Here is a 23,634-nt window from a genome sequence, read left to right as displayed (position 1 = left end):
CGCAATAAAAGGGCTGAATGATTCATTCAGCCCTTTTTAACTTTTCCATTATCATAGGCCCAAGATTGGTTATGCTTCCGGCTCCCACCGTCATGATCATATCTCCCGGCCTTGCATTATTGGCTACATAATCTGATATATCCGCAAATTCCTTCATGTATATTGTGTTGCCGCTTATCTTGCCGATCTCATTGGCCAGATCCTTAGAATGGATCTCCCCCGTATCCTTTTCCCTTGCAGCATATATATCAGTGATTATAACATGGTCAGCGCCATAAAAAGAGCTTGCAAATTCCTTGAGCAAAAGCTTGGTTCTTGTGTAGGTGTGGGGCTGGAATATGCACCAGAGCTTATTGTGAGGGAATTTCTTTGCCGCATCCAGGGTCACCCTTATTGCGGTAGGATGATGGGCATAATCATCTATTACAGTAATGCCATTTACTGTTCCCAATATATCAAATCGCCTGTGAGTTCCTGAGAACTCCAGCAGACTGTCTCTTACTATCTCTTTCGATATGCCGAAAAAATCGGAAACCGCAAAGGCCGATAGTGCATTCAGCACATTATGAACACCCGGTATTCTTAATTTATAAATACCCATATCTTCGTTACCCTTTATGATTCTGAAGGAAGGATGACCATATTCATCAAATTCTATATCCTCAGCCATATAATCCGCTTTATTATCTATGCCGAAGGTCACAACCCTGCAATTTGCATGAGGCAGGACATCCATTGCATTGCTGTTGTCAGCGCAGACAGCCAGGCAGCCTTCCTTGGGAATGAGCTTCGCAAATTTTATAAAGGTATCCTTTATATGCTGCAGATCCTTAAAATAGTCAAGATGATCTTCATCTATGTTTAAAATCACTCCATAGAAGGGATAGAACTTTAAAAAATTCTCCATATATTCACAGGCTTCCGTGATGAAATACGGACTCTTGCCGATCCTCACATTGCCTCCGATTGCGTCCAGCTCGCCGCCTAACAGCACGGTAGGATCCAATTCCGCATTCTTAAAAATTATGGATACCATAGAGGTGCTGGTAGTTTTTCCATGGCAGCCTGCAACAGCCACTCCATAGGAATACTCCTTCATTATTTTTCCCAGAAAGGCGGCCCTGTCCATGAGGGGAATACCCAGCTCCTTCGCCTTCATTATTTCGGGATTATCATTCTTAACTGCAGAGGTATAGACGGCCAGATCCGCTCCTATGACATTCTCTGCATTATGAGGGATGCTTACGAATGCTCCGTCTCTTTTTAATTTTCCGATGATGGGGCTGTCTTGTATATCCGACCCTTGAATCTTATAGCCCCTATCCAGCAGGATCTCTGCCAGGCCGCTCATGCTTATTCCGCCTATGCCGATGAAATGTACGGTTTTAATATTATCCGATAAAAACATGGTCTTACACTCCCTAAAATTAGTATGTCGGTACTCTATAAAACATCTATTTATTATATTACTATTATAGCCTTTATAATTTGCTTGTATATAAAAATATATCATAAAAATTATAACATATTATGCTTACCGCATGTTACGTTCAACAAATATTTGCGATTAAAGAAGGATTTCTGCAAAAAAAATAGAAGTGAATAAAAAATGCGATACTGGTAATAATATTCGTATTTTAGGGGAGGAAGCACATGGAAAAGTTCAAAAGGAATGAGAGAGTTGCAGGTCTTATAAAGATACTGAGCGATAACCCCAACAATTTATTTTCCTTGAATTACTTCAGTGAATTGTTCACTGCGGCAAAATCCACCATCAGTGAGGATATCGCAGCAGCAAAAAAAATTGTTGAGCAAATATCCTTAGGGCAGATAGAGACTATATCCGGTGCAGCCGGTGGGGTTAAGTACAGGCCATATGTGGAGAATGGCGATGCGATAGGATTTTTGGATGAGTTGTGTGAAAAGCTAAGAGACCCGAAGCGCATCATTCCCGGAAACTATATATATATGTCTGATGTGATCTATGATCCGAGAGTCTCTGCAAAGGTCGGAGAGATATTCGCCACACATTTTATGAACAGCGGGGTCGAATATGTAGTAACAATTGAGACAAAGGGCATCACATTGGCTAATATGACTGCCAGGGCATTGAATGTACCTTTGGTGATACTGAGGAGGGAAAACCGGGTTACGGAGGGATCTACCGTCAGCATAAACTATGTATCAGGCTCCACCAAGAGGATTCAAACCATGTTCGTATCTAAAAGGGCCATACCTGAGGGGAAAAAGGTATTGATAATAGATGATTTTATGAAAGCCGGCGGAACTGCCAAAGGGATTTTGGATTTGATGAAAGAAATAAAAGCGGAAGTATGCGGAATAGGAGTCCTGATGAAGACGATTGAACCAAAGGAGAAGATGGTTCAGGATTATATTTCTCTTTTGGAGGTAGGAGAGGTCGATGAGCACAAAGGATTAATAAATATCTATAAAGATATGCTATTTAGTTAAGAATTATACTTATTTTCAGAAAATTCCAAGCAAAAAGAAGGAAAAATCAAAAACATGGCGAATAAATTATCTATCAGCTGACAAAGCATTTGGACGGGAAGGTGGTGAGCAGTATGAACATAACTGACGTAAGAATAAGAAAGGTGAATGCTGAAGGCAAGATGAAAGCGGTCGTATCTGTTACCTTCGACAACGAATTTGTAGTTCATGACATTAAGGTTATAGAGGGTCAGGAAGGTCTTTTCATAGCTATGCCAAGCAGAAAAACGCCGGACGGAGAGTTTAAGGATATAGCGCATCCCATAAATTCTTCGACCAGAGAAAAGATACAATCTGCAATACTTGAGGAATATGAAAAAGTCAAGGATGCGGAATGATCAATCAGTGCTTGCCATTAAAGTCCTATTCCATTTATATGGGAGGGACTTTTTGCATTTGTAATCGGCTTTGTATCATATTTTACTTCCGATGAATATATATATAATATTGGTATAAATATATTGGGAGGTAATATGATGTCAGATAAAAAATATTACGATCCGGAAGATTATATGCCGGATATGGATATGGACGATATGAGAATGCACCCAATGAATATGCATATGATGCAATGTCCCATGATGCAGTGCCCTATGATCAGCCAGGGGATGATGTGCCCTATGATGCATATGATGGAAGAGCCTATGCAGATGGAAGAACCCATGTATATGGAAGAACCAAAAATGAAGCATAAGGGGCATCAGGCCGATTGGGATATGAAAGATTGGTATGAAGATGACGATGACAGCGATGACAGCAGCGACGACAAGGAAGATTACTACGATAAAAAGAAGAAAAAGGGAAGTTGCGGATGGTGTCCGCATCCATATTACAAGAGGACTTAGGACTCAGAACTCAGGTTTTTGGGTATTCCTTTTGGGTCTTGAAGTATGGAGAACACGGATTTACCACAGTAAAATAGCATCCGTGTATGGATTAAGTATGCTTATATAAAAATTGTCAATGACACTTATGAGTTGAGCCTTAGAAAAGCGTAGGATTTTCTTAGGCCCAGCGAATTAGTGTCATCAATTTTTATATACTATACGTAGCTATACATGGATGCTATTGGTATTACAGTATTTTTTTAGCAAGAAAAGGGAATGATTATATTACTGTTAATACTAAAAATATTATGCTAGAATATAGAGTGAAAATAATGAAAAAAATTGTATAATAGAGGGTGGTAATTTGAGTAGCACATCCTATATGCTGGCAGTCATACTGGCGGCAGGAGAGGGTAAAAGGATGTATTCCAAGAGGCCCAAGGTTTTGCACGAGCTTTGCGGCAAAGCCATGGTTGAGCATGTTGCCGACTGCGCCAGGGGAGCAGGGGCATCTGAGACGGTAGTCGTAGTAGGCCATGGAGCTGCAGAAGTCCGGGATAAGCTGGCCGGGGTCAAATTTGCATATCAGGAGCAGCAATTGGGCACAGGCCATGCTGTGATGCAGGCAGAAAGCTTTATCGCATCCGGGGATGTTCTGGTTCTATGCGGAGATACTCCTCTTTTGACTTCGGAAACCATAAGCAGGATGTATAGGGCTCATAAGCAGGGGAACTGCCATGCTACGGTTTTGACTGCCGACTTCGAGGACCCTTATAATTACGGGAGGATCATACGGGACGCCGAGGGCAAGGTTATTTCCATTGTCGAGGAGAGGGATGCGGATTCTGAGCAAAAGAAGATAAGGGAGATCAATTCGGGCATATACTTGTTTGACGGCCCTTCTCTCAAGGAAGCTTTGAAAGGGCTCAAAAATGACAATGATCAGAAGGAATACTATCTTACGGATGCAATAAAGATTTTAAATGAGAAAAATCTTAATGTGAGGGCTTTTAAGATTGAAGATCCGGAAGAGATAATGGGTGTTAATAATAGATTACAGTTATACCAGGCAGCTTCTATTATGACAAAAAGAATTCTGGAAAAACATATGCTCAGCGGAGTGACGATCATTGATGCTGCCAATACTTATATTGAGGCAGGGGTAAAGATCGAAAGAGACGTTACCATATTGCCGGGATGCATGTTAAAAGGGTCTGCATATATAGAAGAAGATGCAATAATAGGTCCTTATACCACCATATCGGACAGCCATGTAGGCAAAGGAGCCCATATACAAAATTCTGTGGTGCTGGAGAGCCGCATAGGAGAAGGCACTACGGTAGGTCCTTTTGCTTATCTGAGGCCGGGAAATGTGATAGGCAAGCATGCCAAGGTCGGCGATTTTGTTGAAATGAAAAATTCCAACTTCGGAGATCATTCAAAGGCATCTCATCTTACCTATGTCGGTGACGGAGATGTGGGCAGCGGAGTGAATTTAGGCTGCGGAGTAGTATTTGTGAATTATGATGGGAAGAAAAAACACAGAACTAAGGTTGAGGACAACAGCTTTGTAGGCTGCAATGTAAATCTGGTGGCGCCTGTGGTCGTGGGCAAGAACTCATATGTGGCAGCAGGTACGACCGTGACCAGGAGCGTACCGGAAGAAAGCCTTGCCATTGGCAGGGCGAGACAGGAAAATATAGAAGGCTGGGTCAGAAGAAAAGGCCTCATAAAAGAGGAAGAATAAACTAGGAGGGTTTTAATAAAATGATAGCACATGGTGAGTGTATAAAAATTTTCCACTGTAATGCTAATAAGGAGCTTACAAAACAAATTGCAGATATAGTAGGGGTTCCTGCAGGTGATTCCCAGGTAGGGACCTTCAGCAACGGCGAAATATCTGTGAACATCAATGAATCTGTAAGAGGAGCGGATGTATTTGTTGTTCAATCAACCAGTGCTCCCGTTAACAATAATCTGATGGAGCTTTTGATCATGATCGATGCTTTGAAGAGAGCATCGGCAGGAAGGATCACAGCGGTAATACCTTTTTATGCTTATGCGAGGCAGGATAGAAAATCAAAGCCGAGAGAGCCTATCACCGCTAAGCTGGTAGCCGATCTAATAACTACTGCAGGGGCAGACAGGGTGCTTACTATGGATCTGCACGCTCCTCAGATACAAGGATTCTTCAACATTCCAGTGGATAATCTTTATGCCATGCCTATAATCGCCAATTACTTTCTGGATAAGAATTTGCAGGATGTTGTAGTCGTATCTCCTGATGTAGGCGGGGTTACAAGGGCAAGGGGCCTTGCTTCCAGACTCAATGCTCCTTTGGCAATCGTTGACAAGAGAAGGCCCAGGGCAAATGTGGCCGAGGTGATGAATGTCATAGGAGATATAAACGGCAAAAATTGCATTATGATAGACGATATGGTAGATACCGGAGGCTCTATTTCCAACGCTGCCAAGGTTTTGACGGATATGGGCGCCAAAGAAGTCTACGTGGCTTGCACTCACCCGGTGCTGTCGGGACCTGCTTTTGAGAGGATAAATGATTCTGTCATCAAGGAATTGATCGTTACCGATACTATTCCCCTTCCTTCTGACAGGGCCGACGGCAAGATAAAGGTTTTATCGGTTGCACCTCTGTTTGCAGAAGCGATTCACAGAATTTATGAAGGACTTTCAGTAAGCAAGCTTTTTGATTAAAGATGGACAACTCATAGGCAATGGGCACAACATGATGTCTGTTGCCTTGAGCACTAGACTAACCCGCCCTAAATATACCGCTTCTATTAAGATGCTGGTATCAAAGGGCGGGTTAAGTCCAGTATGGACTCAACTAACATTCAGAGAGGATTTCCGACCCCCCCTGAATGAAGTTTCGTTCAATTTTTGGAGGGTAATATGTTTGTAATAGCAGGATTAGGCAATCCGGGGGCAAAATATGCGGATACGAGGCATAATATTGGCTTTATTGCTGTAGATTATTTGTCCCGTCAATTGAATATAAATGTTAATAAGATAAGGCATAAGGCTCTGGTAGGCGAAGGCTATATAGGAGCTGAAAAGGTCGTGCTTGTAAAACCCCAGACCTATATGAATTTAAGCGGCGAAAGCATCATGGATGTGGTTGGCTTCTACAAGCTGTCCAGTGAGAATCTTATCGTGATCTATGACGATATAGATCTTTCACCCGGCGTTTTGCGCATAAGGCCCAAAGGAAGCTCCGGCTCGCATAATGGTATGAAATCAATTATATATTTATTGAATAGAGATGACTTTCCAAGGATAAGAATAGGTATAGGAAAACAGCCCGAGTACATGGATCTGGCTGATTATGTGACGGGAAAGTTCACAAAGGAAGAGATACCTATTATGGCAGAGGCAGTCGAAAAGGCAGCGGATGCAGCACAAGAAATAGTTTTGAAAGGCATTGCGGCAGCAATGAACAAATTCAATGGATAATGTTCTATCACCTCTACAATCACTGGAAGAATATAAATATTTGATCCAATCTCTCCGTGAAAAGACTAAAACAATTGAGGTTCACGGAATTTCTGATGCCCAAAAATCAATGATGGCTGCTTTGGTGAGCAAGGCCTTTGACAGATCGGTTCTGGTCATAACGCATAATGATATTTTGGCCAGAAAGATTTATGAGGATGTTTCTTTCTTCGATCAGGATGCGGCGGTGCTGCTGCCTACTGCTGAGATGATCTTTCATAAGATAGACGCCAGGAGCAATGAGATTGCCATAAACAGGCTCAAAGCCTTGAATAAGCTGGGCAAGGGCGAGAGAGTGGTATTGTGCGCGTCTGTGGAAGCCTTGCTGAACAAAATGCCTGAGCCGGATTATTTCTACTCTAAATTTGTGCAGGTAAAAGTAGGAGAACAAATGCCTGTAGAGGACTTCACCGATTTTTTTGCCACCTCCGGCTATGAAAGAGTGGATATGATAGAAGGCCGGGGACAGTTTTCCGTCAGAGGCGGAATTATCGATTTTTACGGCCCTACGGAAGACTATCCAGTGAGAATTGAACTCTTTGATGATGAAATTGACTCTATAAGATACTTTGATACGGGAACTCAGCGATCCGTAAAGAAGCTGGATTCTGTTCAATTATCACCTATGAGGGAAATGTTATTGAAGGCCGGGGATTTTGCCGGTGCCGCAGAAATGATAGAGAGCGAACTGAATAAGAGGCTGAAGCTCTATGAAGCTTCAGCCAAAAAGAAAGGCCTGGGAGAAAAGCTTAAGGATAAAATAACAGAAGATATAGAGAAAATCAGAAATAATATATACTTTAGAGGCATAGACAGGTACTCTGCATTCTTTTATGAAAAGGATTTATGCATCACCGATTATCTGTCCGATTTCATGGTTGTGGTGGATGAGCCTAACCGGGTGAGACAAAGGTTCGACAATATAAGGCTGGAATATGAAGAACATTTCAAGAGCCTCCTGGAAGAAGGAGAGCTGCTGCCGGGGCAGCTCAATGCATTGCTGACCTACGATGATATCCTGCTCAAGATAAAGAATAAGCAGATATTGTGCTTTAATGCCTTGCTGAAAAGCACAGCGGATTTTAAACCCCAGAGGACCATCAGCTTTATTTGCCGCTCCATGCAGCCCTTTCACGGGAAAATAAACCTGCTCATAGATGAAATAAAGCTGCTCAGGAGCAGGAGATACAAAATACTTATTCTATCGGGAAACAAGGACAGGGGAGAGAGGATAGTAGAGACCCTGAGAGATGATGGGATAGAGGCCTTGTATCAGGACAGCCTGGGCTTTGAGCTGCAGGAGGGCCATATCGTTGTCATTCCGGGAAATCTCAGCGGAGGCTTTGAGTTTCCTTCCATAAAGTATGCAGTGATCACTGATATGGAGGTTTTCGGAGGAGGAAAGAGAAAGGCCCCCAAGAAAAAGGGAAGCGCCGTAAAGTTCTTCAGCGACCTGAAGGTCGGCGATTATGTGGTCCATGAAAACCATGGCATAGGACAATATATGGGTATAGAGAGGCTCAAAGTCAATAACGTGATAAGAGATTATCTGCATATAAGGTATTACGGCAATGATAAGCTTTATATACCGACAGACCAATTTGATCTCATACAGAAATATATCGGAGGAGATAAAGCTCCCAAGATAAATAGACTCTCCGGAGTGGAATGGGCCAAAACGAAGGCAAGAGCCAAGAAAGCCATAGAGGGCATGGCTGACGAACTGCTGAAGCTCTATGCGGAGAGGCAGCAGATGAAAGGCTTCACCTTTTCCAGGGATGGAAAATGGCAAAAAGAGTTTGAAGATGCTTTTCCTTATCAGGAAACACCTGATCAGCTGAGCTGCATAGAGGAAATAAAAAAGGATATGGAGACAGATAAAGCCATGGATAGGCTTTTATGCGGGGACGTAGGCTATGGCAAGACGGAGGTGGCTTTAAGAGCAGCCTTCAAATGCATCATGGATGGAAAGCAGGTTGCTATACTGGTGCCTACCACCATATTGGCACAGCAGCATTTTAATACATGCAATCAAAGGTTTGGCAGCTTTCCCATACGTGTGGATATGCTGTCCAGGTTCAGGGGGCTAAAAGAGCAGAAGCAGACCCTTGAAGCCCTGAGGATCGGGGCTGTGGATCTTGTCATAGGGACCCATAGGCTGCTGCAGGAGGACGTAGTATTTAAGGATCTGGGGCTTCTCATAGTGGATGAGGAGCAGAGATTCGGAGTCGCTCATAAGGAAAAGATCAAGAAGATGCGCCAGAATGTAGATGTCTTGACCCTCACTGCCACACCTATACCCAGGACACTTCATATGTCTTTGATCGGCATCAGAGACATAAGCGTTATAGAAGAGCCTCCGGAAGAGAGATATCCGGTGCAAACCTATGTAATGGAATACAATGATGAAATAGTAAGGGATGCCATCCTGAGAGAGATAAACCGAGGAGGGCAGATTTACTTTTTATATAACAGGGTAAGGACTATCGGCAAAATGGCTGAAAGGCTGAGAGCATTGGTCCCTGAAGCCAGGATAGCGGCAGCACACGGGCAGATGGATGAAAGACTTCTTGAAAATACTATGCTGGACTTTTATAATGGAGAGTATGACCTGCTTTTATGTACTACCATAATCGAAACAGGTCTCGATATACCCAATGTAAATACCATCATCGTATATGATGCAGACAAGATGGGATTGTCCCAATTGTATCAGTTAAGAGGAAGAGTAGGGAGATCCAATAGATTGGCATATGCATACCTTACCTATCAAAGGGATAAGGTGCTGACGGAAGTAGCAGAAAAGAGGCTTCAGGCTATAAAGGAGTTTACCGAATTCGGCTCCGGCTTCAAAATTGCCATGAGGGATCTGGAGATAAGGGGTGCAGGAAATCTTCTGGGAAGAGAACAGCATGGACATATGGAATCCATAGGCTATGATCTCTATACCAAGCTTCTCGAAGATACGGTGAGAGCACTTACCGGAAGGCCGCTTAGGGACACGATTGAGACAACTGTTGAATTTGATATAGAGGCCTATATACCCTTATCCTATATAGAGGATGAGAATCAGAAGATTGAAATCTATCAGAAGATCGCCTCCATCAACGGGGTAGACTCCTTATATGATATTGAGGAGGAAATAGAAGATAGATTCGGGGATATACCGGATTCCGTGAGAAATCTGATGAGGATATCCTTTATAAAGTTCTTGGCTTCTAAGCTGGGAATAATTTTTGTATCACAGAAGCCGGAAGGCGTGCTGTTAAAGTTTAAGAGCGACAAATACATTAAAGCTGAGGCTGCCGTTAAGCTTATGAATGAGTACGGAAACAGGCTGTCTTTTATGGCTAGTGAGCAACCCTACTTTACTTTAAAATTGGGAAAAGGCAATGTCGATAAGCACTTGAAATCTATTTCCGACTTTTTGGAGAATTTAGCTGCATACAATGAGAATTATACCGAACTTGAGAGGAGAGTAAATTAATATGAACCACAAAAAACTATTAGGAGTCACGGCTGTGATTGTTGCATTCATGGTCTTTGCAGCTTCGGGCTGCGGCATGGTAAAGGTAAAGCCCCAGGATGCGGACAAAACTATTGTGGCTACGGTGGACGGAGATAATATCACCAAGGCAGAGTTTGATAAGATATTTGAAATATTTAAGACTCAGGTAGAACTGAATCAGGATCCAAGCATATGGGATAAAGAGTATGAAGGAAAGAAATATATCGATCTGGCCAAGGAGCAGGTGCTGGACCAGATGATAGGCGACCGGGTACAGCTTCGCAAGGCCAACGAATTAGGCATAACCGTATCTGATGAAGAAGTGAATGCGGAAGTGGATAAATGGAAGAAGCTCTTCAACTCTGATGAGAAGTATATTGAATTTTTAACAACCTTGAAGATGGAAGAAGCTTATTTTAAGGATAATCTTAAAAAAGATCTGATGATAAACAAGATGAAGGAAAAGCTCACTCAGAGTGTAGAAATCACTGATACTGAGCTGGCAGACTATTACAACAGCCATATGAACCTGTTTTATAAGGTTAAGGCAAGCCATATACTGCTGGATACTGAAGAAGAAGCCAAGAAGATACTGGAAAGGGTCAAGGCCGGCGAGGATTTCAATGCATTGGCAAAGGAATTCTCAACAGATCCGAGTGCCAAGGAAAACAGCGGCAGTTTGGGCTATTTCAGACATGGAGAGATGGTAGAGCCCTTTGAGCAGGCGGCTTTTGCACTAAAACCGGGTGAAGTCAGCGACTTGGTAAAGAGCGATTATGGCTATCATATAATAAAGGTTGAAGATAAAACCATAGATAAATTTGAAGATGTCAAGGACGAATTGAAGAATACCCTGATAACCGATAAGAAAAACCAAAATTACAGCACCTCCTTAGAGGAAATGAAAAGCAAGGCCAAAATAGAAAAATTTCCGAAAAATCTGTAGGATATGGGCAAATTTGCAAATATGTGTATAAAAGCTTAACCTCCGTAAAATACTAAGGATTACAGACACAGTTGTCAAAAAAAATCGCAAAAGGAGGGGAAAGCGTGAAAGCAACTGGAATTGTAAGGCGTATAGATGATCTTGGAAGAGTCGTCATACCTAAGGAAATAAGAAGAACCCTTCGCATTAGGGAAGGCGATCCTCTTGAGATTTTCACAGACCGAGAGGGAGAAGTCATCCTGAAGAAGTACTCTCCAATAGGGGAACTGAGTGATTTTGCAAAAGAATATGCAGAATCGCTACATAGCTCATTGGAGCATATTGCATGTATAAGTGACCGCGATACAATAATTGCGGTAGCAGGAGCCTCCAAGAAAGAACTTTTGGAGAAAAAAATAAGCCAGTCTGTGGATAAAATTATCGAAGACAAGATGGCCATAATGCTGGATGGTACAAATGGCAATAAAATGATAAATATAACAGCAGAAGAAGAGGGCCCGCCCAAATATACTTCAGGTGTTATAGTACCTATCGTAGCAGAAGGAGATCCTATTGGTTCGGTTATACTGCTCAGCAAGGAGTCAAATGTAAGGATGAGCGATCTGGAGAAAAAGATTGCTGAAACCGCAGCTAGCTTCTTAGGAAAACAGATGGAACAATAGATCAAGATGGCAGCAAAAGAGGCTGCCATCATTTTTTCTTTTATTAGCGCAAAGGGTTCTAATAAGGTTATTGAATGTATATTTTAACTAATAGATGTGATAAAATGTATTTGTCCGGCAGCTCGCAGCTGACATATATAAGTGCTGCTGAGCTTATAATGCTGTTCAACATTGCAGACTTGGGGGTCAATCATGGAAAATAACAAACATTCTTTTGTAAAGGGCGCATTAATACTCACCATAGCAGGAATCATATCCAAAGTATTGGGAGCTATATATAGGATTCCGCTGGGGCAGATAATTACCTCAGAAGGTCTGGCCTATCATCAGACCGCCTATGACCTTTATATCCTCATGCTCACTTTTTCCTCGTATGCCATACCTACGGCCATATCCAAGTTGGTATCCGAAAGGCTGGAAGTGGGGAGAAATGATGAAGCCCATAAGATATTCAGAGTGGCTATGGCGCTTCTGGCCGTCATTGGGCTTGCTCTATCCGTCATATTGTTTTTCAACGCAGAAGCTTTCTCACAAGCTTTTAAAAATCCAGGTTCCTACCTGGCGGTTCTGGCAGTTTCGCCGGCCATATTTACGGTTTCTATAAGCGGTGCCTTCAGAGGATACTTCCAGGGCATGCAGAACATGGCGCCCAGCGCCGTATCCCAGGTAACGGAGCAGATAAGCAGGGTGCTGGTAGGCTTCTTACTGGCCTATATGCTTCTCCCCAAAGGTTATATGGCATCGGCAGCCGGTGCTATTTTTGGAACTACCATCGGGGGATTGGTAAGCTTTTTTACTCTTTACATAATATATGCAAAAAAGAAAAGGGCGATAAAGGCAGAACTTGCACGCTTCAAAGGCAGAGGAACCGAATCCACCGGCAGCATAATCAATAGAATAATTAAATTTTCTTTGCCTATCATGATAGGCGGAAGCATCATGCCCATAATGAGCCTTCTCGATACTTTTATTGTAATGGATAGGCTTCAGGCTGCCGGCTTTGATCAAATGGTGGCTACAAAGCTTTTTGGGCAGCTCAAGGGCATGGCAACCTCCTTCATAAACCTGCCTCAGGTATTTACCATATCATTGGCGGCAAGCCTTGTGCCATCCATATCAGAATCCATGGCAAAGAATGATATGGACTCGGTAAGGCGAAAATCCAGGCTGGCTTTAAAGATGAGCTTGATTTTAGGATTGCCTGCTGCAATGGGGCTTTTTATACTGGCAGGGCCTATAATGAGGATGTTCTACCCCAATGAAGGCGCGAGTCTTGGTATAGCACTGATGTATGTATCGCCTGCAGTAATCTTCCTTACCTTGGTGCAGACCATGACAGGCATACTGCAGGGAATGGGAAAGGAAAAAATACCTGTCACCAATATGGTGGCAGGGGCTTCGGTAAAGGCCGTAGTAAGCTATGTGCTCACTTCCATGCCTGCTTTGAATATAAACGGAGCCGCCATTGGCACGGTATTGGGATATGCTGTGGCAACAGTGCTGAACCTTAATGCCTTGAGGAAGTATCAGAAAAAGGGTTTGGGAATTATATCGATAACCGCAAAACCAGCTATTGCATCCATAGCGATGACCCTTGTCGCATATTTCAGCTATAAGCTGCTGCATGCCTCTATAGAGAGCAAGTATGTTCCAACCTTGGTCAGCATATCCCTGGCGGCATTGGCATATGTGATAGTGCTGGTAGTCATAAGGGGGATCACTGAAGAAGAGCTTGATACAGCCCCGGGAGGCAAAAAACTTGCCAGGATGCTGAAGAAAAAAGGGCTGCTATAAATATGAGTTAGGAATGAGGAATACCCTAGCTTCTGATATCTGAATTAGGAGGCGATTACTATAGGAAAAATAACAATAATAGGACTGGGACCGGGAGACTATGAGAGCCTCACCCTTAAGGCGGAGAATATAATAAAAAATGCGGAGATACTGATACTGAGAACGGAAAAGCATCCTTTGGTAGATAAGATATCCGGCATGGGAATAAAGTTTTCTACCTGCGATGATGTTTATGATTCGGCGGATACTTTTGAGGAAGTATATGAAACCATATGCGATAGGGTTATAAATATTGCATTAGAGGGCAATAATGTAGTATATGCAGTACCGGGACATCCTCTGGCTGCGGAAAAAAGCGTGGAGATGATCCTTGCAAAAGCAAAGGGAAAGGTAGATGTAGCTGTAGAAAGCGCCATGAGCTTTATAGATGCGGTGACTGCCGCATTGAAGATAGATATTTCCTCCGGCTTAAAGATTATTGACGCCTTGAGGCTGGATAAGCAGAAGCCGGATATGAATTGCGGCAATCTTATCACCCAGGTTTACAGCAAATTAGTCTGTTCGGAAGTAAAATTGATACTAATGGACCATTATAAAGATGAGCAAAAAGTATGTATAATAAAAGCAGCAGGTGTCGAAGAACAGGAAAAAATGGAATGGATTGAACTTCATCAATTGGATTCCATAGAATGGGTGGATTATCTCACGAGCATCTACATACCCCCTGCGGAAGAGAACAAAAGGTTTAAAAGCATGGATGATTTGATAAACCTTATGGAATATCTCCGAGGAGACAAAGGCTGCCCCTGGGACAGAAAACAAAACCATAACAGCCTGAAGCCTTACCTTTTGGAAGAATGCTATGAAGTTATCGACGCAATAGAAAGCGACGATATAGATCAATTGATTGAAGAATTGGGGGACGTGCTTCTCCAAGTAGTATTTCATTGTCAGATTGGGAAGGAGGCCGGTGAGTTTCACATCCATGATGTTATCACGTTTTTAGCAGACAAACTGATTTCGAGACATCCCCATGTATTTGGCCAGGTCGAGGCCAATGATGAAAGCGGTGCCTTAGAGAGCTGGGAAGCAGCAAAAAGAAACGAAAAAGGCATGGATACCTATACTGATACTCTGAAAGCTATTCCAAAGGCAATGCCTTCTTTGACCAGAAGCTGGAAGGTCCAGGAAAAAGCTGCTTTGACAGGATTTGACTGGCCTGATGTGGATGGAGCAATGGCAAAGGTTGATGAAGAAGTTTTGGAATTAAAAGAGGTATATAAAACTGCAAAAAAAGACAAAATAGAAGAAGAAATTGGTGATTTGCTTTTTGCAGTGGTAAATGTGGCAAGATTTCTTAAAATGCAACCTGAGCTCGCTTTAACAAAGACCATAAATAAATTCATTCTCAGATTCAGCTATATCGAAGAAATTGCCATGACTCAAGGTAAAAAAATGGAAGAAATGACGTTGGAAGAGATGGATTTGTTGTGGAATAAGGCAAAAACACATAATTTTACTAAAACTGATAAAAACTAATCATAAAAAAGAAGGATTTTTGCCAGAAATAGAGAATATGCTTATAGTACTCATGAACAAAATAATAGGAGGGTTATTTAATGAACAAAGCTGAACTTATTGCCAGCATGGCTGAAAAATGCGAATTGACAAAAAAGGATACTGAAAAGGCTCTAAAAGCATTCATGGATACTGTACAAGAATCACTTGCAAAAGGTGACAAAGTGCAGTTGGTAGGTTTTGGTACATTCGAAGTTAAGCAAAGAGCTGCCAGAGTAGGCAGAAACCCAAGAACAAAAGAAGAAATAAAGATACCGGCTTCAAAAGCTCCATTATTCAAACCAGGCAAGGATCTTAAAGATTCTGTCAACAAGTAAAAGCGCTTAATTACATACGCAGAGCAAAATCAGGTCTATGACCTGATTTTTTTGTAGAATGAGACTTGACTTTGCTTTACTGCAATAACTCATTGATGCATCTATTGTGTTGACTGATAACGATTGCGAAAGCTTCAGGACTAAGAGTTTGTAAGCTTGTATAGGGTTGCGTCAAAACTCGCACAGAGCGTTTGTCATTGCTGTTAAGTCTTAAGTAGGCTATAAGATTTTCTTATTTAACAGCATATAGACTCAAACAGTTGACGCAACTTTTCCTATACTTCGCTAACAAACTCTAAGCCCTTTCACAATGCACTCTTTTATCAGTCAGCACAACTAATAAGACCCAAAAGGAATACATTCACCCTGAGCTCTGAGTTCTATTCTAAGGAGGAGAATATATGAGATTGGATAAATTTCTTAAAGTATCAAGATTGATAAAGAGGAGGACTGTCGCCAAGGAAGCCTGCGAGGGAGATAAGATATATCTCAACGGAAAGATATCAAAGCCCGGAGCGGAGGTAAAGATAGGAGATATAATTGAGATTGTATTCGGAGACAGGAGGATAAGAGCGGAAGTCCTGAGCATAAACGAAAAAGCAGCCAAGGATGAAGCCAAGGAAATGTACAGGATTTTGGAAGGTTAAGACACATATTATGGTTGATCGCGCATATAAATGAATAAAGTTCTCTATTTTAGCAGGTGCGGGAGGTCTATATATGGAAGATATTAAAGGCATAAAAGCTAAACACCATAATATCACTCTTGAAAGCAGGGAAAAGCTTAATATAAGCGGAGTTACGGATGTAGGCAGCTTTGATGAAAGCAATGTGATTGTGAGCACACAAATGGGAGAGCTTGTAATAAAGGGCGAGGATTTGCGCATCAGCAGTCTGGATGTCAATGATGGAAATGTGTCGATCAAAGGCCTTGTACACTCGATAGCATATGAATCAAAGGGAGCATACAAGAACGAAAGAGGGTTTTTTAAGAGTCTCTTCAAATAAAAAGTACGCTGCAGTAATGGAGGTTTTCCTATGGAGACAGTACATTTTCAAGTTTACGTTTTTTCTATTACTGTATACGGCGGGATAATAATCGGACTAGCGTATGATATGTACAGGGCGATCAAGGGTGTCCACAGAACAAAAGGGTTGATCACTTCCCTTTGGGATATATTGTTTTTGCTGATGACCCTTATGATAGCAGTATGGGCCATATTCTCCAGCAATTATGGCGATTTGAGGATTTATGTCTTTATAGGCTTCGTCGTCGGTTTCTTTTTATATGAAAGAATAATCAGCAAAATAGCAGTAGCGTTATTTTCCTATATACTTCAATCCATAAGAGCTGCAGTAAAAAGAGGGAGCCGTCTGATAATTTTGCCTTTAAGGTTTTTATGGTATTTTATTGTACGCCCTTTTTCTATAATAAGGGAATATTTGAAAACAAAAATAATAAAAACTAAGAAAAAAGCATTATTGCCTAAAAAACTATTGAGAGATGCGAAGAAATATTATAAACTGATAATTAAAAGGGATAATCATAAAGAGGATGAAAAACGGCTATAGAAATTTTGGAGGATAAGCATTATGAAGAGTAAAAGAAAAAAGAAAATAATATGGACTAATTTTTTTGTGTTTATATTTATTCTTTATGCTGCCTTCACCATTGCCAGCCAGCAAGTCACCATATACAGGCTGAAAAAATCTCAGCAGGAGATATCCGGCAAGATTCAAGCAGCCCAAAAAGAGAATCAAAAGCTGCAGGACATGCTGAAAGATACCTCAACAAAGGAGTATATCGAGAAAGCAGCCCGAGAGCAGCTTGGATTGGTTAAGCCCGATGAGAGAGTATATGTTGATCAGTCCTCGTCTGATGTCAATTTGCAAGAAGGGGGTAATTAGTTATAGTAATTTTTTTCTAATATCTTCTGGAAATTATTTTTAATTATCACCCATTGCAAATTAAAGGAGGAATTTTTTCAGTATGCCTATAGAGGAAGGTATGATAGTTGATGGAATTGTAGCCAACATAACCAAATTTGGCGCTTTTGTTCAACTATCGGGGGGGAAAACCGGACTGGTCCACATTTCAGAGATTGCTGATACGTATATAAAAGATATAAACAGCTATCTAAAGGAAAAACAAGCGGTCAGAGTGAAGGTATTAAACATAGACCGAGACGGAAAGATAAATTTGTCGATCAAGCAGGCCCAAACCATTAAAAAGTCCACAAAGCCTGCTGAAATAGACTGGCAGCAAGAATTTAAGAAAAACCAAAGCGGAAGCTTTGAGGATAGGCTTTCAAAATTCATGAAGGAGAGCGAGGAAAGGCTTCAGGAATTTATGAAGAATAGAGAGTCAAAGAGAAGCGGCGGTTATAGCCGCAAGGGAGACATCGCCCAGAGATAAAATTATATAATCAATAATACTGTCAGTTATGCTGACAGTATTGTTTTTAAAAACTAACATAAAGGAGATTCATATGAGTAAAATTGCCGCAATAGATTTGGGGACTAATTCTATCAGATTGATGCTATGTGAGGTTGTAGGAGGTAATTTCAAGCGAAAGACTAAAGAAGTTATTACGACCAGGATAGGCAAAGATATGGGACATTCAAGATTGCTTACCGAAAAAGCAATGCAGAAAAACATTGAAGCGATCAAATATTTTATGAAAAAAGCGGAAGACTTTGGAGCGGAAAGAATCACAATAGTTGCTACCAGCGCTATAAGAGATGCAGATAACAGAAAAGATTTCCTGGAAAAGGTGAAAAATGAAACCGGTTTGATCATAAAAGTTTTAGATGGAGAAGAGGAAGCAGCGATAGGCATGTTTGGAGCATCCTATGGTCTCAGGAAGGATGAAAGCCTTCTTGTTGTGGACGTGGGAGGCGGAAGCACCGAACTGGTGCTGGGCGAGGGTGATAATATCCTTTATTCTGCCAGCATCAATGCAGGAGCCGTAAGGATGACAGAAAAGTTTATCAAAACAAATCCGATCCATCAATCAGATATAAATGCCCTGGAAGAAAACCTGGATCTTTTGTTTGGGGATGCTTTATCTTTTTTGGAAAACAAGAAAATAGGCAGAATAGTGGCTATTGGCGGTACTGCGACAACTGCAGCCTCGATTTTCCATCAAATGAAAGTATATGATTGGGAGATAGTTCACAATACTATATTAGCAAGAGAATTTTTAAACAAAATTTTTGAAAACTTGAAGGCTATGACGGTTAAAGAAAGATATGTTGTAAAAGGCTTGCAGAAAGAAAGAGCCGATATCATACCTGCAGGTATTTTTATAACAAAATATATTATGGAAAAGCTGAATGCTGAGGAGATCATCATAAGCGAAAATGATAATCTAGAAGGCATGGTAATAAAATACAGCGGAGTTTTTTAGGGCTTCCAATCCAGGATTTTTTTATATTTCATAAAATTGTTGTTGACGATTGGGGATAAAACATATATAATTATATTTGTCGCTGTACGGTGATAGCCGAGCAGCTGGCCGGAGTGGCGGAACTGGCAGACGCACAGGACTTAAAATCCTGCGGTCCTAAAAGACCGTACCGGTTCGATTCCGGTCTCCGGCACCAGTATTTATCGCGGGGTAGAGCAGTCCGGTAGCTCGTCGGGCTCATAACCCGGAGGTCGTGGGTTCAAATCCCTCCCCCGCAACCAAAATTTAAAAGATGATTGTCATGATGCATTACAATCAGATAACGGCGGCGTAGCTCAGTTGGCTAGAGCATTCGGTTCATACCCGAACGGTCATTGGTTCAAATCCAATCGCCGCTACCATTTATTTTTGAAGCATGAAGATATGGCCCATTGGTCAAGCGGTCAAGACATCGCCCTCTCACGGCGGTAACGGGGGTTCGATTCCCCCATGGGTCACCATAAAGCTTATAATGGTTTAAATACGCTGGTGTAGCTCAGCAGGTAGAGCAGCTGACTTGTAATCAGCAGGTCGGGGGTTCAATTCCGTCCACCAGCTCCATTTGAAACAAAGCTTGCAAAGCAAATAACTTTGCAGGCTTTTTGTAATTCATAGGGAAGTATAGATTTCTTTTGATTCATGATCTTGAAGTATGGTATAAAAAATGCCATAATATTGCTAATAAAGAAGTAAGGGAGATAAAGCTATGTTGCAGATTGGAGAAAAAGCGCCTGATTTTACATTGAATGACAAGGATGGCAATGCCGTAAGCCTTTCTGATTTTCGAGGCAAAAAGGTGGTCGTGTATTTTTATCCTAAGGATAATACTCCCGGATGCTCACGCCAGGCTCAAGCTTTTAAAGCTGCACATGACAGCTTCAATAGCAATGATATTGTGATCATAGGCATAAGCAAGGACAGTGAAAAATCCCACCAGAACTTTGTAGCCAAATATGAGTTGCCTTTTATTCTGCTATCGGACCCGGAGCTCAAGGCAATTCAGGCATATGGTGTATGGCAGGAGAAAAAAATGTATGGCAAAACAAGCATGGGCGTAGTGCGCTCAACTTATATAATCGATGAAGACGGAAAGGTTATGAAGATTTTTCCGAAAGCAAAGCCTGATACCAATGCGGCAGAAATTTTAGAATTTCTCGTAAAATAGAAGATTCAATAAAAAATATCGCAAGTTTTGCGATATTTTTTATTATGCATGGGAAATCCCACATTGAAAGAACTTTAAAGACTTTTTTTAATAAAATGCATTTTATTCATAAAAAATCAAAAAATGTTCTACATATTAATTTGCTAAATAAGCAGAATATCTAATGAAATCAATTTTAAAATGAGGTGAATTGAAAATGACAGTGCAAAGCGATTTAAAGAAAGCCATAGCATCAGCAGAGGCTGCAAAGGGCACTTATTCAATGTCGGCCGAGTCTACTGAAGATCAGACCGCAAAACAAAAATATGAGGAAATGAAGGTAGATATGGATAAGCATCTGATGTATCTGAACAACCGCCTGAACTACCTGAACAGCAGCAACAGCCTGAATCAGCAGCAGCAAAATCAACAGCCCCTCGAGTAATCCGGCGCATATGTAAGAAAATGCGACAGAAGGGATGAGGGGACGGAAACCACTGAAATACACGGAATTTTTCACGAGAAAACAGATCAGGATTTTTATAAAATGTCGTAAAAGCCCAGCGTTGCAGTCATTCTGAGCGTAAGCGAAGAATCTTTCCCAACGCGAAAAGATCCTTCAGTCGTTCCTCCTTCAGGATAACAATAAAGCAGGGTTTTATAGCCATTGTAGTGGAAGATTCCGTGTAAATCCGTGTTCCCCGTAACCTATGACCCCAAAGGAATCCCCTAATACCAGAGACCAGCGGCATAAAAAATACTGCGTATTTTTTATAGATTATGTCATTTCGTTGTTTAACTTGTCACAAATATTTTTTCCCGCCCAAACCTAACTTGACAAATATTTCAGCCAACTTTTGGTAATATAAACTTTACAGGATTAAAAATAAAGACTTCATAGTATTTGCAGCATCATAAAATTGAAGCGGTTGGCACAAAAGCTTGATTTAATAAATAACAGGTGGTGGGTATATTGGTAGATCTGATTGCTCCCGGGAAGAAAGCGATACCCAAGCTGAGGGCTATTGCACAGAGCAGTGGTTTTATGCTGATTGCCGGCGGGGCTTTTTTTGGATTTTTTATGGGGAGGATAGTTATACTGGATTTCTTAAATCCTTTCTCAATGGCTTTATTATGTGCGTCCATGATAAACGGTGTGAGTCCCTATGTCATATGCACCAGCATCCTTGCAGGTTCATTCAGCCTCAATAGTCCCGAACTTTTGCTCAAAAACATTATCCTGGTCTTTGTACTGCTCATTTTTTATTTGATCATAAAGAGGACAAGTCTTAATAAGAAAATGTTTTTCAGCATATTTGCTCCATTGGCCAATCTGGCTGCAGGCATTTTTATTTTTTATATAAAAGATTATTATCTCTATGACATGCTCATGATAATCATAGAATCCGTCATGATGTGCGCATTGATAAATATTTATGACAAGTCTGTATCCTTTTTCATCAACATAAAAAAAAGGACTAAAATATCTGCTGAGGAGATAATCTCTGCTTCATTGCTCATAACCTCGGCTTTTTTGGGAGCCTCAGTACATATCTGGCAGCTGTCGGTTAAAAACATCATATCCATATCAATAATCCTGCTGCTGTCCCATTTCGGCAATATAGGGACCGGAGCTGCATCGGGCACTGTTTTCGGAGTTTTGCAAGCCCTGTCCGGTGATATATACCCTTCTGCAATCGGAGTATACGGAATTTGCGGAGTTTTGGCAGCCGCCTTCAAGCCTTATGGGCGGTTCATGTCGGTGCTGGGATTTATCCTTGGGAATGCCGTCATGACCTTCTATATAAACGGTTCGACGGAGGTCCTCATAAGGCTTGAAGAAATCTTGGCTGCTGCTTTGATATTCATGCTTATCCCTGATAAGAAGATAGAAAAATTATTTTCTCATAAATGGGGATATACTGCCGCTTCTTCCAGGAAAAAAGGAGAAGAGAGCAGAGTAAAGGACTATACTGTAGAGAGGCTGTCCGAGATATCCCAAGTATTCAGAGAGCTGTCTGTTTCCATGAGTGCCGGTCTCGGAGGAAAGGAATATTTCTCTCAATTGGATGCGGCGGAGATCCTGGAAAAGGTGGTAAGGGATGTATGTCACGGCTGCGGTATGTATAATACCTGCTGGAAAAAGGAGTTCTATGGCACCTATCAAAAAATGTTCGATGCTTTGTCCGGAATAGAAAGCGGCAATTATGATGAGAGAGATAAGGATATAAAGATCATAAATAAATGCTTATTTCCTGAAAAAGTGTGGAGCAGGCTTAAATACCATTACGATATATACAGACATACCATTGCATGGAAAAAGAAGGTGGATAGCAGCCGGCATGCATTGAGCCGTCAAATGCAAGAGACCTCAAAGCTCATCAGCGGGCTGGCCAATAAATTCAATGCAAATCTGGAGTTTGATAAAGAACTGGAGGAAGAGATTGCCGTACATATGGATAAGCTGGGCATAGGCCTTGACGATGTGACCGTAGTCGTCGACAAGTACAGCACTGAAATAGATATAAGGCACAAAAATTGCAGGGGGAAAAAGGAGTGCATGAACAAGCTTCTCCCTGAGATAAGAAATATCACAGGCAAGCATTTTGTCAAATATGATGCAGCCTGTGCCCTTTCGGGGAGGGACACATGCACCCTGAGATTAAGGGAAGCTCATAAGTATTGTATTGCCACAGGCATTGCCAGGATGCAAAAGAATTCTTCTTCCGTATCGGGAGATAATTATTCCATGATGGAGCTTAAGGATGGAAAGTTTTTTATGATATTGAGCGACGGAATGGGCAGCGGACCCAGAGCAGCCATGGAAAGCGGGATGACCCTTAATCTGCTCGAGAGGTTTTTGATCGCAGGCTATGATCAGAATACAGCCCTGGAAGCCGTGAATTCGCTTCTGCTGATAAAATCCGATGATGAGAATTACGCCACCGTCGATATGATCATAATAAACCAATACAATGGAGAGGTGGAGTTTTTAAAGGTAGGAGCCGTATCAACCTTTATAAAGTACAAGGATCATGTGGACATAATCAAGAACAGCTCTCTGCCTGCCGGCATACTGGATAAGATAGATGTAGAATTCAACAGGAGGAAGATCGGCGATGGAGATTTTGTAGTCATGATCACAGACGGGGTGCTGGAAGCCAATGATAAGGATTTGGACAAGGAAAAATGGCTGGGGGATATGATATATAATATTGATACCAGAAACCCAAAAAAAATGGCGGATATCATAATGGAGAACTGTCTACAGAAATCCAAGGGCCAAAGGACCGATGATATGACCGTATTGGTAGCGAAGCTCTGGAAATCCGCATAGAATGTGAATATAAACCTCCTTTTTTGGCAATAAGTACAGAAAAAGGAG

The 23,634-nt window shown here is 41.5% G+C and carries 22 protein-coding genes and 5 tRNA genes; 26 read left to right on the top strand and 1 reads right to left on the bottom strand.

The window, feature by feature from the left end:
• Positions 1-22: 22 nt before the first annotated feature.
• Positions 23-1,408: a UDP-N-acetylmuramate--L-alanine ligase gene (murC, locus tag LJD61_RS13780; protein ID WP_255228127.1), complete on the bottom strand. Its 1,386-nt coding sequence runs from the start codon at positions 1,406-1,408 to the stop codon at positions 23-25.
• Between the two features lie 245 nt (positions 1,409-1,653).
• Between murC and purR the strand changes: the two genes are divergently transcribed.
• The 26 genes from purR to spoIIE all read left to right on the top strand — a co-directional run bounded on the left by purR (position 1,654) and on the right by spoIIE (position 23,586).
• Positions 1,654-2,472, top strand: coding sequence for a pur operon repressor (gene purR, locus LJD61_RS13775; protein WP_255228126.1), 819 nt, complete (start codon positions 1,654-1,656; stop codon positions 2,470-2,472).
• 113 nt (positions 2,473-2,585) lie between these two features.
• Entirely contained in the window at positions 2,586-2,849 is a 264-nt protein-coding gene (gene spoVG, locus LJD61_RS13770; RefSeq protein WP_255228125.1) for a septation regulator SpoVG, read from the top strand.
• Between the two features lie 138 nt (positions 2,850-2,987).
• Positions 2,988-3,356: a hypothetical protein gene (locus LJD61_RS13765; RefSeq protein WP_255228124.1), complete on the top strand. Its 369-nt coding sequence runs from the start codon at positions 2,988-2,990 to the stop codon at positions 3,354-3,356.
• Positions 3,357-3,720: 364 nt separating this feature from the next.
• Positions 3,721-5,085 (top strand): bifunctional UDP-N-acetylglucosamine diphosphorylase/glucosamine-1-phosphate N-acetyltransferase GlmU, encoded by a 1,365-nt coding sequence (gene glmU, locus LJD61_RS13760; protein ID WP_255228188.1) that lies wholly within the window; start codon positions 3,721-3,723, stop codon positions 5,083-5,085.
• A 20-nt stretch (positions 5,086-5,105) separates the two neighbouring features.
• Positions 5,106-6,053, top strand: coding sequence for a ribose-phosphate diphosphokinase (locus LJD61_RS13755; protein WP_255228123.1), 948 nt, complete (start codon positions 5,106-5,108; stop codon positions 6,051-6,053).
• Positions 6,054-6,251: 198 nt separating this feature from the next.
• Positions 6,252-6,812: an aminoacyl-tRNA hydrolase gene (pth, locus tag LJD61_RS13750; protein WP_255228122.1), complete on the top strand. Its 561-nt coding sequence runs from the start codon at positions 6,252-6,254 to the stop codon at positions 6,810-6,812.
• On the top strand, positions 6,805-10,338 hold the full coding sequence (gene mfd, locus LJD61_RS13745; RefSeq protein ID WP_255228121.1) for a transcription-repair coupling factor: 3,534 nt from the start codon (positions 6,805-6,807) through the stop codon (positions 10,336-10,338). The genes pth and mfd overlap by 8 nt, the downstream gene beginning before the upstream one ends.
• A gap of 1 nt (position 10,339) precedes the next feature.
• Positions 10,340-11,305, top strand: a complete 966-nt coding sequence (locus LJD61_RS13740; RefSeq protein ID WP_255228120.1) for a peptidylprolyl isomerase — start codon at positions 10,340-10,342, stop codon at positions 11,303-11,305.
• Positions 11,306-11,409: 104 nt separating this feature from the next.
• Positions 11,410-11,967 (top strand): stage V sporulation protein T, encoded by a 558-nt coding sequence (gene spoVT / locus LJD61_RS13735; RefSeq protein ID WP_255228119.1) that lies wholly within the window; start codon positions 11,410-11,412, stop codon positions 11,965-11,967.
• Between the two features lie 192 nt (positions 11,968-12,159).
• Complete coding sequence (locus LJD61_RS13730; RefSeq protein ID WP_255228118.1) at positions 12,160-13,761, top strand: putative polysaccharide biosynthesis protein; 1,602 nt, start codon at positions 12,160-12,162, stop codon at positions 13,759-13,761.
• 60 nt (positions 13,762-13,821) lie between these two features.
• Complete coding sequence (yabN, locus tag LJD61_RS13725) at positions 13,822-15,300, top strand: bifunctional methyltransferase/pyrophosphohydrolase YabN (protein WP_408615505.1); 1,479 nt, start codon at positions 13,822-13,824, stop codon at positions 15,298-15,300.
• Between the two features lie 80 nt (positions 15,301-15,380).
• Positions 15,381-15,656 (top strand): HU family DNA-binding protein, encoded by a 276-nt coding sequence (locus LJD61_RS13720; RefSeq protein ID WP_255228117.1) that lies wholly within the window; start codon positions 15,381-15,383, stop codon positions 15,654-15,656.
• A 401-nt stretch (positions 15,657-16,057) separates the two neighbouring features.
• Complete coding sequence (locus LJD61_RS13715) at positions 16,058-16,303, top strand: RNA-binding S4 domain-containing protein (RefSeq protein WP_255228116.1); 246 nt, start codon at positions 16,058-16,060, stop codon at positions 16,301-16,303.
• Positions 16,304-16,376: 73 nt separating this feature from the next.
• Complete coding sequence (gene yabP / locus LJD61_RS13710; RefSeq protein ID WP_255228115.1) at positions 16,377-16,664, top strand: sporulation protein YabP; 288 nt, start codon at positions 16,377-16,379, stop codon at positions 16,662-16,664.
• A 30-nt stretch (positions 16,665-16,694) separates the two neighbouring features.
• Positions 16,695-17,228, top strand: a complete 534-nt coding sequence (gene yabQ, locus LJD61_RS13705; protein WP_255228114.1) for a spore cortex biosynthesis protein YabQ — start codon at positions 16,695-16,697, stop codon at positions 17,226-17,228.
• A gap of 21 nt (positions 17,229-17,249) precedes the next feature.
• Positions 17,250-17,564, top strand: coding sequence for a cell division protein FtsL (gene ftsL / locus LJD61_RS13700; RefSeq protein WP_255228113.1), 315 nt, complete (start codon positions 17,250-17,252; stop codon positions 17,562-17,564).
• Positions 17,565-17,646: 82 nt separating this feature from the next.
• The gene (locus LJD61_RS13695; RefSeq protein ID WP_255228112.1) at positions 17,647-18,072 is read left to right on the top strand and encodes a S1 domain-containing RNA-binding protein; all 426 of its coding nucleotides are present in this window, start codon (positions 17,647-17,649) and stop codon (positions 18,070-18,072) included.
• A gap of 73 nt (positions 18,073-18,145) precedes the next feature.
• Positions 18,146-19,066, top strand: a complete 921-nt coding sequence (locus LJD61_RS13690; protein WP_255228111.1) for a Ppx/GppA phosphatase family protein — start codon at positions 18,146-18,148, stop codon at positions 19,064-19,066.
• 107 nt (positions 19,067-19,173) lie between these two features.
• A tRNA-Leu gene (locus tag LJD61_RS13685) sits at positions 19,174-19,262 on the top strand.
• Positions 19,263-19,270: 8 nt separating this feature from the next.
• Positions 19,271-19,347 (top strand) — tRNA-Met (locus LJD61_RS13680).
• 43 nt (positions 19,348-19,390) lie between these two features.
• Positions 19,391-19,467, top strand: a tRNA-Met gene (locus LJD61_RS13675).
• Positions 19,468-19,491: 24 nt separating this feature from the next.
• A tRNA-Glu gene (locus LJD61_RS13670) sits at positions 19,492-19,566 on the top strand.
• A gap of 24 nt (positions 19,567-19,590) precedes the next feature.
• A tRNA-Thr gene (locus tag LJD61_RS13665) sits at positions 19,591-19,666 on the top strand.
• 145 nt (positions 19,667-19,811) lie between these two features.
• Positions 19,812-20,270: a thioredoxin-dependent thiol peroxidase gene (gene bcp, locus LJD61_RS13660; protein WP_255228110.1), complete on the top strand. Its 459-nt coding sequence runs from the start codon at positions 19,812-19,814 to the stop codon at positions 20,268-20,270.
• Positions 20,271-20,466: 196 nt separating this feature from the next.
• Positions 20,467-20,694 (top strand): DUF1657 domain-containing protein, encoded by a 228-nt coding sequence (locus LJD61_RS13655; protein ID WP_255228109.1) that lies wholly within the window; start codon positions 20,467-20,469, stop codon positions 20,692-20,694.
• Between the two features lie 528 nt (positions 20,695-21,222).
• Positions 21,223-23,586, top strand: a complete 2,364-nt coding sequence (gene spoIIE / locus LJD61_RS13650) for a stage II sporulation protein E (protein WP_255228108.1) — start codon at positions 21,223-21,225, stop codon at positions 23,584-23,586.
• Positions 23,587-23,634: the final 48 nt, after the last annotated feature.

Source organism: Lutispora saccharofermentans, from assembly GCF_024363565.1.
Taxonomy (GTDB): Bacteria; Bacillota; Clostridia; order Lutisporales; family Lutisporaceae; genus Lutispora; species Lutispora saccharofermentans.
Note: the sequence above shows the minus strand (reverse complement) of the source record. Positions and strands in the feature narration are given on the sequence as shown.